The 14825-nt window shown below is 70.6% G+C and carries 8 protein-coding genes; 1 reads left to right on the forward strand and 7 read right to left on the reverse strand.

The window, feature by feature from the left end:
• Positions 1–43: 43 nt before the first annotated feature.
• From HZ992_RS21280 to HZ992_RS21300, 5 genes are read right to left on the reverse strand one after another with little or no spacing between them, the layout of a single operon-like run.
• Positions 44–2161, reverse strand: coding sequence for a YehQ C-terminal OB-fold domain-containing protein (locus tag HZ992_RS21280; RefSeq protein WP_209383799.1), 2118 nt, complete (start codon positions 2159–2161; stop codon positions 44–46).
• Entirely contained in the window at positions 2158–3279 is a 1122-nt protein-coding gene (locus tag HZ992_RS21285) for a VWA domain-containing protein (RefSeq protein WP_209383800.1), read from the reverse strand. Before HZ992_RS21285 ends, HZ992_RS21280 begins: the two co-directional genes overlap by 4 nt.
• Entirely contained in the window at positions 3276–5717 is a 2442-nt protein-coding gene (locus HZ992_RS21290; RefSeq protein ID WP_209383801.1) for a DUF5682 family protein, read from the reverse strand. The genes HZ992_RS21285 and HZ992_RS21290 overlap by 4 nt, the downstream gene beginning before the upstream one ends.
• 13 nt (positions 5718–5730) lie before the next feature.
• Positions 5731–6834 (reverse strand): ATP-binding protein, encoded by a 1104-nt coding sequence (locus tag HZ992_RS21295; RefSeq protein ID WP_209383802.1) that lies wholly within the window; start codon positions 6832–6834, stop codon positions 5731–5733.
• Between the two features lies 1 nt (position 6835).
• A complete protein-coding gene (locus HZ992_RS21300; RefSeq protein ID WP_209383803.1) occupies positions 6836–10567 on the reverse strand; it encodes a DUF4132 domain-containing protein in 3732 nt (1243 codons plus the stop codon).
• A gap of 177 nt (positions 10568–10744) precedes the next feature.
• Here HZ992_RS21300 and creD point away from each other — a divergent pair, with 177 nt between their 5' ends.
• Positions 10745–12157 (forward strand): cell envelope integrity protein CreD, encoded by a 1413-nt coding sequence (gene creD, locus HZ992_RS21305; RefSeq protein WP_209383804.1) that lies wholly within the window; start codon positions 10745–10747, stop codon positions 12155–12157.
• A gap of 97 nt (positions 12158–12254) precedes the next feature.
• Here the strand turns inward: creD and HZ992_RS21310 are convergent, their stop codons facing one another.
• Together HZ992_RS21310 and HZ992_RS21315 are read right to left on the reverse strand one after the other, a co-directional pair.
• Positions 12255–13472 (reverse strand): RtcB family protein, encoded by a 1218-nt coding sequence (locus HZ992_RS21310; protein WP_209383805.1) that lies wholly within the window; start codon positions 13470–13472, stop codon positions 12255–12257.
• A gap of 59 nt (positions 13473–13531) precedes the next feature.
• A complete protein-coding gene (locus HZ992_RS21315) occupies positions 13532–14668 on the reverse strand; it encodes a slipin family protein (RefSeq protein WP_209383806.1) in 1137 nt (378 codons plus the stop codon).
• Between the last annotated feature and the right edge of the window lie 157 nt (positions 14669–14825).

A 14825-nucleotide genomic window follows, 5' to 3' on the forward strand; every position in this document is an offset into this window, starting at 1 on the left:
TCCCGCGCACTGAGGATCGAAGCTGCGATGCCTGACCGCCTTCTCAGACTTCGCCTGCACTCTCTCCAAGCATCAGTCGCTCGCACTGCAGGCAAAGATAGTTCGCGCGCAGCAGTCGCTCGCCTGCGCCGACATCCTGAGTCAGCACGGCGCGAAAGATCGTGAAGCCGGCGTCTGCCAAACGCTCCGCGTGGCTCGCCAGTCCGGCGCGCGCTTGTTCGGCATGGTCCGGTGGACTGCCGCGCTCCGCCTGTCGCTGCAGTTCATGCCGCAGGTGCTGCAACGCACCTGGTGCCACTGGCGCATTCATCGCCGGCATCGGTGCATCGCGCGAAGGAACCATGCGCTTCAACCGCTCCAGAAGCGCCGAGGCCATACCCAGCTGCGGTGCGTCGTCGAAGTACAGCGCATCGACGCAAACGTCCTTGCCATCGGGGCGCACCAGGCTCAGGGGCTCTGCCACCACGCCGCCCTGCGTGGACGCACGCAGCCGGGCAATCACCAGAGTTCCCGGCACCAACGCGGCCGGCCCCAGGCTTTCGACGCGCCCGATGGCGTGCTGGCTGTACTCGTCGAACGGCGTCTCCGCGGCCAGCGTTTGCCCCTGCCCATCCAGCAGCGGCCAGACCAGGGTTTGACGCGCGTCGTCGAACCGGGCTTCGCCGAACTGCGTGGGCCGCAACGCCACCCAGTCCTTCATCGGTTCGGGCTCGGCGAGCAGGCTGGCACGCTGTTCACCGCGTGCGCTGCACAGCGCTGCCCAGGAGTCCCAGGGCTTCAGCATCTGCACGAGCGACGCGCCATCGAGCGGCAGCACGGTGGCACTGGCGCTGTCGGCTGCCGACAGCCGGCCTGCGTCGTTGACTTGCGCCCCTTGCAGCACGACACGCTGTCCCGTGGTCTGCGCCGGCGCACCCAACCCAGCCCAAGGGCCGGCGGCCTTGTAGCGGGCGATCGGGTTGAAGCCGCGCTGCGCTTGCGGGCGCGCATCGGTGCAGGACATGAACGCCTGCTCGGCCGGCGACCAGAAGATCATCGTGAGGCCCACGTAACCCGCCGGCGAGCGCCACGCCTGCGCGCCCAGGCCCAGCAACTCCAGCGAGGCCGCCGACTCGTAGCGCGAGCGAGCGCGCCCCACCAGGTGCCGCGGCGCCGCGCCTTTCGCGGCGGCAGCCTCCAGCGCGCACACCAACCCGTGGGCGATGCTCAGCTCGTCGAGCAATCGCAGTTCGTCGGCACCCCCGGCACGCTCGAGCAGCAGTTCCACGTGGTCGGCGATGCGGCGCGTCAGCAAGGCGAGGCGGTGGTACTCCGCGCCCTGCGCCCACACGGCCAGGGTCGCGTAGCGCTCCTGGATGCCGCGCGAGAGGTGCGCCAGGCCCAGCTCCACCGACTCGGCCAGGATCTTGCGCAAGGCGCCGCGCAGGCGCGCGCGCGACTCATCGAGGCTCGCGTCGCGCGGCTCGGCCAGCGCGTGGTCCATGCCGAGGTCCAGCGCCTGGTTGCGCTGCCGGGCGGTGGGCTCGGGCGGCGTGAGTTCGCGGCCATGGGCCCGCTGGAAGGCCAGCACCGCGGCCACGCGGTACTTCTCGATCTGCGCCAGTTCGGCATCGGCGATCAGTGCGTCGAGGCCACCGCCCATGTAGCGCAGCGTGACGCGCGGGCGCTGCAGGCCGAGCACGAGGTGCTGCGTGCCGGAGATCAGCAGAGCGTGCTCGGGTTCGAGGTCCTGCACATACTGCCAGGCCCAGCGGTAGCCAGCCTTGCCGGCGTGGCGCACGAGCTCGGGCGCCGTCAGCGCCAGCAGGGCGGCCTGCAACGGCGCCAGCGGGTCGGCCTCGGCCGCAACGGCGGCCTCGGCGGCAGGGGCCGTGGCTTGCAGCGTCTGCTGCAGCCCCATCGCCGCCGCGAGGATGTGCTGGCACATGCCGCTGGCCGGGCAGTCGCACTGCGCGTGGGCCGGGCCGCGATGGTCGAAGCGGATGCGCTGTGCGCCGAAGCCCACCACCACCTGGGTGGCGGACTGCTCGATCAGCTCGGCGCGCTGCTGCTCCAGGTCCTTGCGGGCCCGGCGCACCAGGCCGCGGTTGGCCAGCGCCACGTAGGACTCCTCGTCGAAGCGCGCCAGCAGCGCGGCGAGCTGATCGAGCACGCCGCTCACGAGATCACCTTCACCAGCCAGTGCGCCAGCTTCTGCGGCGTGAGCGCGGCGATCTCCATGCCGCAGGCGGCCAGGCGTTCCGCCATCTGGCGGTCGTAGACCGGGTGGGCCTGACTGTCGAGCGAGGCCAGGCCGAGCAGCTTCACTCGCGCTTCGGCGAGCTTCTTGACGGCGCGCACCAGCTCGCCGGCTGGCGCGCCTTCGCAGAAGTCGGTCACCAGCACGAGCACGGTGCGGTGCGGGTTCTCCACCAGCTGGGTGCAGTAGCGCACGGCCTGCGCGATGTCGGTACCGCCGCCGAGCTGCACGCGCATCAGCGTCTCGACCGGGTCGTCGGCATGATCGCTGAGATCGACGACGCTGGTGTCGAACACGACGATGCGCACCCGGAAGGCCGGCAGCGCCGCGAGGATCCCGGCCATCACCGCGCTGTGGATCACCGAGTCGGCCATGCTGCCGCTCTGGTCCACGCACAGGATGATGTCCCAGGGCAGGCGGCGCGTGTTGCGCTCGAAGAAGCGCAGCTGCTCGATGACGAGCTGCCCGCGCTCGCGGTCGAAGTGCTTGAGGTTCTTGCGGATCGTGCCCTTGGCATCGAAGTTCTGGGCGATCGCCATCGGCGAATGGCGGAAGCGGTTGAGCCGGCCCGACAGGGCCTGCCGCACCTCGGGCTCGAGCTGGCGGCGAATCTCCTCGACCACCTGGCGGATGATGCGGCGCGCCAGGTGCAGCACGTCCCCCTTCAAGTGGCCACGCAGCGAGAGCAAGGTGCGCAGCAGCTGCTGGTTGGGCTCGAGCCGCTCCAGCGTCTTCGGGTCGGTGACGAGCTCGGTCAGGCCGTAGCGGTCGAGGGCGTGCTTCTCGATGAGCTCGACGGTCTCCTGCGGGAACAGCTCGCGCACCTCGCCCAGCCAGGTCACCAGCGTCAGCTGAGACGGGTCGAGCGATCCCGGCGCGGGGTCGTCGCGCAGGCCGCGGCCCTTGTACTCGCGGCCGTAGAGGTATTCGAGCGCGCGGTCCATGCGGCCGTACTCGGCCTGCAGGCCGCCGCCCTGCCCGGGCAGCCGCTGCTCGGCGTACTTGCCGAGCACGAGGCGCCAGCGGGCGACGTTCTTCATGCGTCCACCCAGCTGGCCAGGCCGTCGGCCCGCAGCACGTCGAGCAGGCGCTGCGTGGTGGCCAGGTGGGCCTGCACCTGACCGGCGGAGATGTCGTAGCGCACCAGGCGGCCGAGGTCGGCCTCGCCGTGCAGCTCGGCCACCGACTGCGCGATGCGGTCGGTCTCCTTTGGCGTCATCTCGGCAAAGGCCAGGCGCAGCTCGGGCAGGTTGGCGATGAAGTCGGCGTCGTTCCAGTCCGCGAGCAGGCGATCGAGCACCGACAGCAGCGCGGGCTGCTGCCAGGCCGCCTCGCGCGCGGTCTGCAGCAGCCCGCGCAGGAACGACACCGCATCGCGCGGCGCGATCAGGCCGTTGAGGTGGCCGTCCAGCGCCACGCCGAGCTCGGCCTCGGCCAGGCGCCCGGCGCCGTAGGCCAGTCCGGCCGCCGCACCGCGGACGAAGGCCGACTCATTGCCGGCGTGCAGCTCGTCGACCAGCGCCCAGTAGAGCGCCGCATCGAGGCGCTGGCCGGCCTCGCTGGCCAGCAGCTCGCGCAGGCGCGACAGCCCTGCGACGACTTCGCTGCCGTCGCCCGCGGCGCCCTGCAGCCCGCGGCCGAGGTAGATGGCACGCTCGTAGCCCGCCTTCAGCAGCACGGGCAGCTGCTCGATGCCGCGTGCCTCCAGCGGCTCGCGCGACTCCCACAACAGCCCCAGCGTGCCGGTGGCGTGCGCGACCGACTCGAACTGCGCATCGGCCCCGATCACCGTGGCCAGCGTGCTCGCCACCTTCGGCACATGGTCGTGCAGGCCGAGCACGCAGGCCTGCACGAGCAGCGCCGCGGCGGCCTTGGCATGGCGCGGCTCGGCGCCGGCCTCGAAGCGCTCCAGCCGCTCGGCGAAGCGCGCCGACACCGCCAGCGGCACGGTGGTGCCGTACACCGAGGCCTCCACCAGCGCGGCCTCCGTGGCCGCCGAGTGCGTGTAGTCCCAATGTTCCTGCAGCCGGTCGAGACCGAATCCGTTGACGAAGTCGGGGCCGGCGCTGCGGTGGGCCAGCGGCACGCCGAGCAGGCCCAGGCCGTGGAACAGCCGGCTGGTGACGCGGTGCTCGGGGCGGCGGTAGATGTCGAGCACGGCGCGGCGCGGCTGGGAGTCGTCGATCTTCAGGCGCTGTCGGCGCGCCCGGTACTCGAAGTCGCGCACCAGCGGCGGCGTGCTCGCACCCGGCGGCACCTTGCCCATGGCCTGGCCGCTGAGCATGCGCCGGGCCACGGCAAGCACCAGCGCGCCATCGGCATCGGCATCGCCCTTGACGAAGCAGCTGGTCACCGCATCGAGCACGTCGTCGCGCACGGGCGCCGGGCGCTGGCGCAGCGCGGCGAGCTGCAGCGCGTGCTCGTAGGCCGCGCCGAGGGCCGGCATCGGCAGCGGCAGGCCGTGGCGGCCGCGCAGCTCGATGGCGATGTCGAACAGCATGGTCAGCGCGAGCTCCTGGCGTACGCGCGCACCGGCCGGCAGGCCGGCCTTGTCGTGCCGCAGCATGCGCTCCCACAGGTGCTGCTGCCAGGCCGGCGAAGTCATCCCGGCGGAGTAGCCGTTCAGGCGGTCCAGGCGATCCTGGCCGTAGCGGATCAGTGCGGCCGCCTCGTCGCTGACGGTGCTGCGCGAGATCGCCGGCCGCGCGGTGCGGCCGCCCTCCAGCAGGCCGGGCAGCGCAACCGCATGGAAGCCGCCGACCACCGCGAGCACCGGCCCGTCGCCCGGCTGGCGGCGATCAAGCGCCTGCCGGATGTGCCAGGCCATCTCGTCCTCGCGCGCCAGCGTGCCGTCGGCGCGCAGTTCCTCGTCGCTGCACTCCACGCGGGCCAGGTGGCAGTAGGCGGCCATGTCCAGCACATGCTCGTGCAGCGTGCGCGCCGTCGCCGGCGCCTCGAACAGGTGCTCCCAGAGCTCCTCGTGGTCGCGGCAGCCCAGCCGCGAGGCCAGCGCGCCGAGGTAGCGGCTGCGGCGGAAGTGGCGTTCGTCGAGCAGCGACTGCGCTTCGCCGTCGTCCTCGTCGGGCTCGATCTGGCACTGCTCGGCATGGTCGAGGTCGATGAAGCGGGCCGGGATGCCCTGCTCCTGCGCGGCGCGCAACGCCACCAGCTCGGGCGAGTGATCGCAGAACGGGTAGTAGGCGGCGCGCCGCCGAGCCGCCTGCTCGCCCTGCGGCTTGAACACGGCGTAGGTGTAGACCGCCAGCGGCATGCGCGCCTCGGGATGCACGAGCATCGGGATGAGCGGGTCGAAGCAGCGCGGCCCTTCGACCAGCACCGTGCTGGGTCGCACCGTGGCCAGCCAGCGGCGCAGCTGCCACGCGCAGGCCGGGCTGTGGTGCCGCACCGGAAACAGCACCAGCTCGGGCCCGATCAGCCGGGCCCCCAGCGCGCGCACCGCGTCCGACGTGGGCAGCATCGTGCCGGGCGGCTCAGCGATCGAGCTCGCGGCGCGCATCGAGCACGCGCTTCCATTGCGCGTGGCGCTGCGCACGCTGCTTGACCACCACGTCGAAGTAGTGGCGCAGCTTCTTGCCGTCCTCCGGGTTGTCCTTGAGCACGGTGCCGATCAGCTGGCGCGCCACATGGTCGCCGCCGACCGAGCCGTCGCCGAAGTAGTGCGCATCCAGGCAGGCCGCATACCCCACCGACACCGCCTCGGCGGAAGACATCACCGCCGTGGGCTTCTCGATCACCACGCCCTCGCTCGTCACGCCCTGGCGCAGGTCGTTGAACGCGGTCACGAGCAGGTCCACCACGTCGGCGTCGAAGTCGACCTCCACCTGTGCGCGCGCCAGCAGCGCCTCGGTCTGCTCGCGCACCAGCTGGGTCTCGAGCTTGCGGTCGGCGATCGGCCGCACCGTCTCGAAGTTGAAGCGGCGCTTGAGCGCGCTCGACATCTCATGCACGCCGCGGTCGCGGATGTTGGCGGTGGCCAGCACGTTGAAGCCGCGCTGCGCGAACACCGTGGCGCCCTCGCCGTCGAGCTCGGGCACGTGCAGCACCTTCTCCGACAGCAGGCTGATCAGGCTGTCCTGGATTTCGGGCTGCACCCGCGTCACCTCCTCGAAGCGGCACAGCATGCCGCCGCGCATCGCCTCGTGCATCGGCCCGCCCACCAGCGCGCGCGGCGTCGGCCCTTCGGCCAGCAGCAACGCGTAGTTCCACGAGTACTTGATCTGGTCCTCGGTGGTGCCGGCGGTGCCCTGGATGATGCAGATCGAGTTGCCGCTGATCGCCGCGGCCAGCAACTCGGAGAGCATCGACTTCGCCGTGCCGGGCTCGCCCACCAGCAGCAGCCCGCGGTCGCTCATCAGCGTGACGATGCAGCGGTCGATCAGCGCGTCGTCGCCGTAGAACTTGCGCCGCACGCCGAGCTTGTCGTCGCCGAGGATGAAGCTGCGCACGGCGCGTGGCGACAGCCGCCAGCCCTGTGGTCGCGGGCCGGCGTCCTTCTCGCGCAGACGGGCCAGTTCCTCGGCGTGCACCTGCTCGGCAGGTGCGCGCAGCACGGCGGCGGATTCGGTGTGTGGCATTTCAGTACTCGCTCTTCTTCTGCCAGTCGGCGTGGTAGCCCGTGCCCTCGGCGGCGATCAGGCGCAGGTCGTTGTAGCACTCCGACAGCAGCACCTTCGGCACCTTCGCCAGCGTCAGCTTGCCTCGCTGCCCGCTCGACTTGTCGGCACTGCTGGCGAACGACAGGTTCAGCAGCGCCACGGTGCGGTTCTCTTCGGGCAACGGGTTGCCGGTGAACTCGAGCACCGCCTGCAGCCCGAGCGTCGGGAAGCGCTTCTCGTAGACGTGGAACCAGCCGCCGTCTTCCGCCGGCCCGCGTGTGTAACCCAGCTTCAGCGCACGGCCGCGCAGCGCGAAGGCCTCGATCAGGTGTCCCTCGAAGTCCTTGATCGCGTCGTTGCCGGCCTTCGCTTCGGGCAGCGCGTAGTGGCCCTTGCCGAGCTGCTGGAAGAGCGGCTTGATCTCGTAGTCCACCAGGTGCTGCTGCCAGGCCGACACGGCATCGGCGCCGATCAGCGAGTCGTGCGCGAGGCGCACGCGCGCCCCCTCGGTCAGTTCGACCGCGTTGTCTTCGTGGTCGGTGAGCGTGCCGTCGTCGAGCGGCCGGAAGGTCCGCGCCGCCTTGCCGTCGATGAGCTCCACCCACACCAGCCGCTGCACGAGGTGGCGCAGCACGGGGTGCTGCTGCAGGTAGGCAGCCCAGTCGGCGGCGGGCCACTCGCGCTCGGTGCACAGCGCCTCGTAGAGGCGGTCGGTCTGCAGGTCGACGATGCTCTTGAGTTCCTTCTTCGCCGCGCCGAAGGCCTTCTTCGCCTCCTTGGCCTGCTCGGCATCGTCGTCCTGCCGCGGCTCCGGCAGGGCCGCGATCTTCTTGCCGTCCGGGTTGAACAGCTCGACCTTGAAGTCGGGCAGCAGGCGCGCCGTGAAGTTGCGCGGCCCGAAGCTCAGTTCGAGCGTGCCGGTCTCGTCGAAGCCGGCAGAGGGCACGGTGCGGTCGGCCAGCTCGGCGAGCGTCCAGCCCTTGCGTTCGGCCAGCGCCTCGGCCTGCCGCGTGGCCTCCTCCTGGAAGCTCTTGGTACGGAAGCGGCTGCCGATGGCCAGCATCAGCTGCGTGGCGCTCGGGTGGTCGATCCAGGCCAGCATCGCGATCAGCGCCTTGCCCTGCGAGGCGCGCGAGCCGTACCACTCCTTGAGGTAACGCTGCGTGGGCCCGGCTGCGCGCTCGCGCGCGCAGGCCGCCGCCACGGCCAGCAAGCCCTTGGCGCCGATGGCCGAGCCGGCGGGCTGGCGCAGCTGGCCGGGCAGGAAGGCGGCGGTCAGCTCCTCCACGGACTTGCCGAGGTTCGGGCTGTCCTTGTAGTACTGCGGGTAGCTCGCCATCGAGGAGAAGGTCCCCTGCGCGGAGCTTTGCGCGCGGCGCATCGCCTCGTCGGGCGGGATCGGCCGCACGTCCTCGCGCAGCCAGGTCTCCAGCACGAACTGGCCGAACGCCTCGCGGTCGCGCGCATCGAACATCTCGCAGTACTTGCGCAGCACCGCATTCGGCTCGGGCGTCTTCTGCTTGACCGCCTGCATGATCATCCAGCGCAGCACGTCGGGCGGCACGGCCGCGCCGCTGTCGGCCCAGCGGACTTCGGGCAGCGCGCTCCACGGGAAGAATTCCAGGTCCTTCGGCAAGCCCTTGGCGAGCGACTTGGCCGCCTCGGCCGCCAGTGCCTTGCGGTCCAGGTACTTCTCGACCGGCTGGCCGAGGGCCTGCAGCGCATCGAGCATCGCGCCCTTGGCGACGTCGTGCTTCTCCTTGGCGACCGCCTTCTCCAGCGCGGGCACGGACGCCCCGTGGCGAAGCCGGGCCAGCCACAGGGCCGCGACAGTGCGCGTCTCCGCCTTGCCGTCGGCCAGGGCCGAGATGATGCGCTCCTCCTTGCCCGGGTGGTTCTGCAAGGCCTCCTGGGCCGGCCCGCGATCGGTCTTGCCCGAGCCCAGCGCCAGCGTGAACAGCGCATTGATGGCCGCTGCCGGCGGCTTGGGCAGCGTGGCGATGGCGCGGAACAGCCCGGCGCGGCCGAACGAGTAGTCCTTGATGGTGTCGTGCAACAGGGCCTGCAGCACGGCTTCGAGGTGGTGCGCGAAGAAGGGCCACACCTGCTCGTTGGGCCAGTCGCCCGCGAACTGAGCGCCCCACGCGTGGCAGTAGTTGCGCAGCAGCGCCTGGCCCGACTGCCCGGCCTCGTCGAGCATGCACGACAGCTCGATCAGGCTCGGCTGCCCGATGCGCCGGTGCATCGCGTTGAAGGCCTGGATGGCCGGATGCATGAGCATGCCGTCGTGCGAGGTCGCGATGTCGAAGAACAGCAGCACCTTGAGCATCGCCGCCGGCCCCACGCCATCGGTCTCGGCCAGCTTCAGCGTGGGCTGGGCCACGTGGTTCCAGCCGCGCCCGCGCTGCGGGGTGCGATCCGGCGGCCGGGGCTTCCCCGATTCGAGGTAGGCCTGCAGGGCAAGCGCATCGGCACCGGTGAAGGGCTCGTCCTGGCGCAGCGGGAACTTGTGCCCCTGGGCCGCCATGCGCGCATGGTGCTCGCGCATGCTGGCGTTCGAGCGCGTGATCGATTCGTCGATGTCCTTCCACAGGCGCGCCAGCGCTTCTTGGGGCACCCGGCAGTTGGCGGCCGACCAGTCGATGCTCGGCAGCACGACCTCATAGGCCTGCTCTTCCTGCTCGGCCGCCTGCTCGCCCGCATCCCACTCGGCGAGCAGCGCCTGCACCGACGGCGCCTTGTCCGCCGCCGCGGTCTCGCGGGCGAAGGCCGCATCGCCGCCATCGCCCCGTTCCGTGCCGAGCTGGTGCAGCAGCCGCAGCGCATGCAGGCGCTGCTCGGGCTTGCCGTTCAAGGCCAGTTCGCGCAGCGGGGCCGACACGGCGGCGCCGCATCGGCGCAGCGCGCCCTCCGCCGGGATGCGCACCTGCTTGCTGCTGGCCACACCCAGCTCGCACAGCTGCGGCGCGAGCTGCTCGAGCGTGGCCGCGGTGGCGCGCGCCAGCATCGCCAGCACATGCACGCGCTGCGCCACCGACGCGGCGAGCAGATGCGGCCGCACCGCCTCGAGGTGGCGCTCCAGCGCCTGCGGATAGTCCGGCAGATCGGTCAGCATCAACAGGCGCTGCTCGGCGCCGTAGCCGGAATCGACCGGCGAGGCAAAGCAGGCGACGACCAGCGAGGCCGGCTCCAGCCCATCCTCCTGCAGCATCGCCTCGATCTGCGCGCACGCCAGGCCCTGGGCCTGGGGCCGCTGGCTCGACCAGCCCGTCAGGCTGCTCTCGGCGCTGGCCATCAGCATCACTTCGGGCCAGTGGGTGCCGCGCGGCAGCTGCAGCCGCCACGACGACACCTGGCCCTTCACGCTGGCCTCGAGCACGCGCGCCCAGCGCATGGCCACGACCGGCGGCACGGCACCGAAATGCTCGAAGACATCGGGCAATTCGCGCTCACCGCGGCCGTAGTGGTAGCCCGTGAGCCGGAAGCGCTCGCCGACCTCCGGCCGCTGCCCCACCTCGTGGAGCACCGCCATCGGCTCGCCCTGCAGCACGAAACCGAGGATGTCGCGAGCCAGGCCCTTGCGGCCCTTGCCGCCATCGACCTGGTCCAGCGGCTCGAGCAACTTCTCCAGGCGCCGGGCCCAGGCCTCCGGGACTCCGGGCGGCAGCTCGAACGCGCTGTCGCCGAGCAGCTTGGCCATCCATTTCAGCATCGCATTCCTCCCCGAATGTCGTTCCGCTCTCGTGGCAGGCCTGACTATATCGACGCCCTGCTCGGGGCCGATCCGCACCGTCGCGCCACTTCACGCGGAGTTCACGAACTTCATGCCGCGTTCACGGCGCGCCGCCACAGTCCGCTGCTTCCGAAACCAGGGAGCGAGGTCGAAGACATGAAATTCCCCATCGTTGGAAAGCTGCTGGCGCTGGCCGGCGTGATGCTCGCGTTGCTGTGGGCGCTGGGCATGGTGAGCGGCGTGGTCGCCGAGCGCGAAGGCCGCCTGCGAGAGGCGCAGCGCGGCATCGCCGACAGCCTGGCAGGCAGCCAGACGCTGGCAGGCCCGGTGCTGCAGCGCCAGTGCAGCGAACAGTGGAAGGTCGAGCAGGGCGAGGGCAAGGACCGCAAGTGGGTCGACCAGCGCAAGGACTACACCCTGGCCGCCGTGCCGCACCGGCTCGCGATGGACGCATCGACACGCATCGAGCCGCGCACGCGCGGCATCTTCCGCATCAACGGCTATGTGGTGAAGGCCAGCCTGCAGGCCGACTGGACCGACCTGCAGGCGCTGCAGCCCGCCGCGCCGAAGGCCGGCGTGCAGCAGACCTGCAGCGACCCGGTGCTGTGGGTGGCGGTGGCCGACCCGCGCGGCATCCGCAGCGCGACGGTCACGCTCGCTGGCAACGAGGTGGCGGTGCAGCCTGGCACGCCGGCGCCGAACGTGCCGCGCGGTTTCCACGCCCGCTGGGCGGCCGGCAAGGCGCTGGACGGCAAGGCGACGCTGAACACCGTCGTGGCGCTGGAGCTGGTCGGCACCGAAGACCTGTCGTTCGTGCCCATCGGCGAGCAGTCGAACTTCAAGCTCTCGTCGGACTGGCCGCACCCCTCGTTCAACGGCCGCTTCCTGCCGGCGCAGCGCAGCATCACCGGCCAGGGCTTCCAGGCCGAGTGGCAGCTCAGCGCGCTGGCCAGCCGCAGCGGCACCGAACTGCTCGGCGGATATGGCCTGTGCGCACCCGGTGAGCCAGCGCCCACGATGGCGGCTGCGGGCCAGCCCGTGCCCCTGTGCATCGAGAGATTCGGCGTCGCCTTCATCGACCCGGTGAGCACCTACGTGCTGAGCGACCGCGCCACCAAGTACGGCCTGCTCTTCATCGTGCTCACCTTCGTGGCCGTGGGGCTGGTGGAGGTGATGCGGCGCCTGCGCGTGCACCCGGTGCAGTACGCGCTCGTCGGCTGTGCATTGGCGCTGTTCTTCCTGCTGCTGGTGAGCCTGGGAGAGCATGTCGACTTCGGTGTGGCCTACGCGACGGCGGCGACGGCGTGCACGCTGCTGCTGGGCTACTACGGCGCCCACGTTCTGAAGGGCTGGCGCGCAGGCCTGGCCTTTGCCGGCGGCATCGGCGGGCTGTACGGGCTGCTGTACCTGCTGCTGCTCAGCGAGCAGTCGTCACTGGTGCTGGGCTCGGTGCTGCTGTTCGCCGTGCTGGCGGCGGTGATGGGGGTGACGCGGCGCTTCGACTGGTATGCGCTGGGCGCGCGATTGCGCACGGAGGCAGACTTCGCGGCGAAGCCCACTCGGTCATAGCGCCACGCCTGATCTGCAGGCAGCGACTGCAACCTGTCAGGCAACGAAAGAAGGGGCGCCCGCCTCACGGCAAGCGCCCCCTTCGGGTCGAGCTGGCTCACCCCTTCACGCACACCACCTGCTTCAGCGTGTGCACCACGTCGACCAGGTCGCGCTGCGCTTCCATCACGGCGTCGATGTCCTTGTAGGCCGCGGGCGTTTCGTCGATCACGTCCTTGTCCTTGCGGCACTCGACGCCTTCGGTCGCGGCGCGGTGGTCGGCCAGCGTGAAGCGGCGCTTGGCTTCGCCGCGGCTCATCACGCGGCCCGCGCCGTGCGAGCAGCTCTCGAAGCTGTCCGCATGGCCCTTGCCGCGCACGATGTAGCTGCGCGCGCCCATGCTGCCGGGGATGATGCCCAGCTGCCCGGCCTTCGCGCTCACCGCGCCCTTGCGGGTGACGTACACCTCTTCGCCGAAGTGCTGCTCCTTGCTCACGTAGTTGTGGTGGCAGTTCACCGCCTCGATGTGGCTCTGGAAGTTCTTTCGGATCACCGTCTTCGCGGCTTCGATCACGCGCTTCATCATCACCTCGCGGTTGATGGCGGCGAACTTCTGCGCCCAGCCCACGGCGCGCACGTAGTCGCCGAAGTAGCGGCTGCCTTCCTCGAAGTAGGCCAGGTCACGGTCCGGCAGATTCGCCTGGTGGCGCATCGCGTCCTGCCTGGCCAGCTCGATGAACATCGTGCCGATGAAGTTGCCCACGCCTCGCGAGCCCGAGTGCAGCATGAACCACACGGCCCCCGCTTCGTCCAGGCACACCTCGATGAAGTGGTTGCCCGTGCCCAGCGTGCCCAGGTGCTGGATGTGGTTGGTCTTCGCCAGCTTGGGGTAGTCGCGGCACAGCTCGGTGAACTCGGGCTCCAGCTGCGCCCACGCGGTGTTCACCGAGCCCGGCGCCTTCTGCCAGGCACCCGGGTCGCGGCTGCCGGGCTGGCGGCCGTGCGGCACCGCGCGCTCGATGGCCGAGCGCAGCGGGCCCAGGTTGTCGGGCAGGTCTTCCGCCGTCAGCGTGGTCTTGCAGGCGATCATGCCGCAGCCGATGTCCACGCCCACCGCGGCCGGGATGATGGCCTTGATGGTGGGGATCACCGAGCCCACGGTGGCGCCGATGCCGAAGTGCACGTCGGGCATGGCCGCGATGTGCTTGAAGACGATGGGCAGGCGCGCGGCGTTGCGCAGCTGGCGCTTGGCCTCGTCTTCGACGGGCACGCCGCGCGTCCACATCTTCAGCGGCACGCCGCCGGGCACGTCTTCGTGGATGTGGTTGGTTTCCATGATGTTGTTCTCCATTGTGAGTGCCCCGGCAGCGCTTGTGGCACTGCCGGGGCGGGCGCTCAACGGAGCTTCACGAGCCCGTTGAGCACCTGGTCCAGACCTCCGAACACGGAGATCTTGTCGATGCGCTCGGCCACGCGTTCCAGCGTCTCGAGCTCCTTCAGCCGCAGGGCGACGGGGTTGTCCTCCATCACCTTGGCGGTGTTCAGCAGCGAGCGGGTCGCTGCCGTCTCTTCACGCCGACGGATCACGTTGGCCTCGGCCGACTTCCCGGCCTCGACCACCTGGGCGAGGATGGTCTTCATCTCGCCCGGCAGCACGATGTCCTTCACGCCCACGCCGTCGAGCTGCAGACCGTAGTCCGCGAGCTTCGCCTTGACCTGGGCGGTGACGACCTCGTCGATCACCGTCTTGTTCTCGAGCAGCTCGTCGAGCGAGCGGGTGCCCACGGCGGCGCGCAGGCCGAACTGCAGCTCGCGGTACAGGTGTTCCGCGGGCTTGGCCAGTTGCGTGTAGGCCTTCAGCACATCGGTGAATCGCCAGGTGGCCGAGAGGTTCAGCCGCAGCGACACCTTGTCGCGGGTCAGGATCTCCTGGCCCGTGACCTCGAGGGCCTGCAGCCGCAGGTCCACGAGTTCCACCGACACGTTGCGGTTGAACTTCCAGAACGCGTACGAGCCTGCCGCGAGCAGCCGCTCGACCTTGCCGTCGATCCACAGGATGCCGGCGCCGTGTTCGGGCACCTGCACCTGCAGCACGCCGGCCAGGCCTTGCACGGCACGCTGGCGCAGCTGCGTCTGCACGAGCCGCGCCACCAGCGCAGCCGGCACTTCGGCCGAGGCGCCGATGTCAGCCACCTCGACCTGCACGTCGACCAGGCCCTTCCAGTACAGGCGCCGGGTGGCCGGCGCGAGCACCTCGGCCAGCACGCCGTTCTCGGTGCGCAAGCCGACCTGGTTCTCGCTGAGCTCGACGCGCACGAATTCGGCTGCGACCACCTCGGGCTCCTTGGCCATCAGGTAGTCGGCCAGGCCGTGCGTGAACGCCGGGGCTTCGAGTGCGAAGAGTTCCACGCGCAGGGTGTCGAGGCCGGCGAACAGCCAGTGCGTGCCGGGTTGCAGCACGCGCTCGAAATCGCCATTGCGCAGCAGCAGGCCGCGCTCGTTCTTCTTCACGGTGACACGCTTGATCTTCATGTGAGTTCTCCTTGTTCTCTTGCGTGTTGGGGATGGGTGCCGTTACAGCAACGGCCGCGGACGTCGAATGCCTGGGCCCGGATCGCACGGTGCGCGTCGGCCGCCTCCTCCCTGAAGGCGACCTCGGCTGGCCGTGGATGCGAAGCCCCGCGTGCTC

The organism is Rhizobacter sp. AJA081-3 (assembly GCF_017795745.1).
Classification (GTDB): domain Bacteria; phylum Pseudomonadota; class Gammaproteobacteria; order Burkholderiales; family Burkholderiaceae_C; genus Piscinibacter.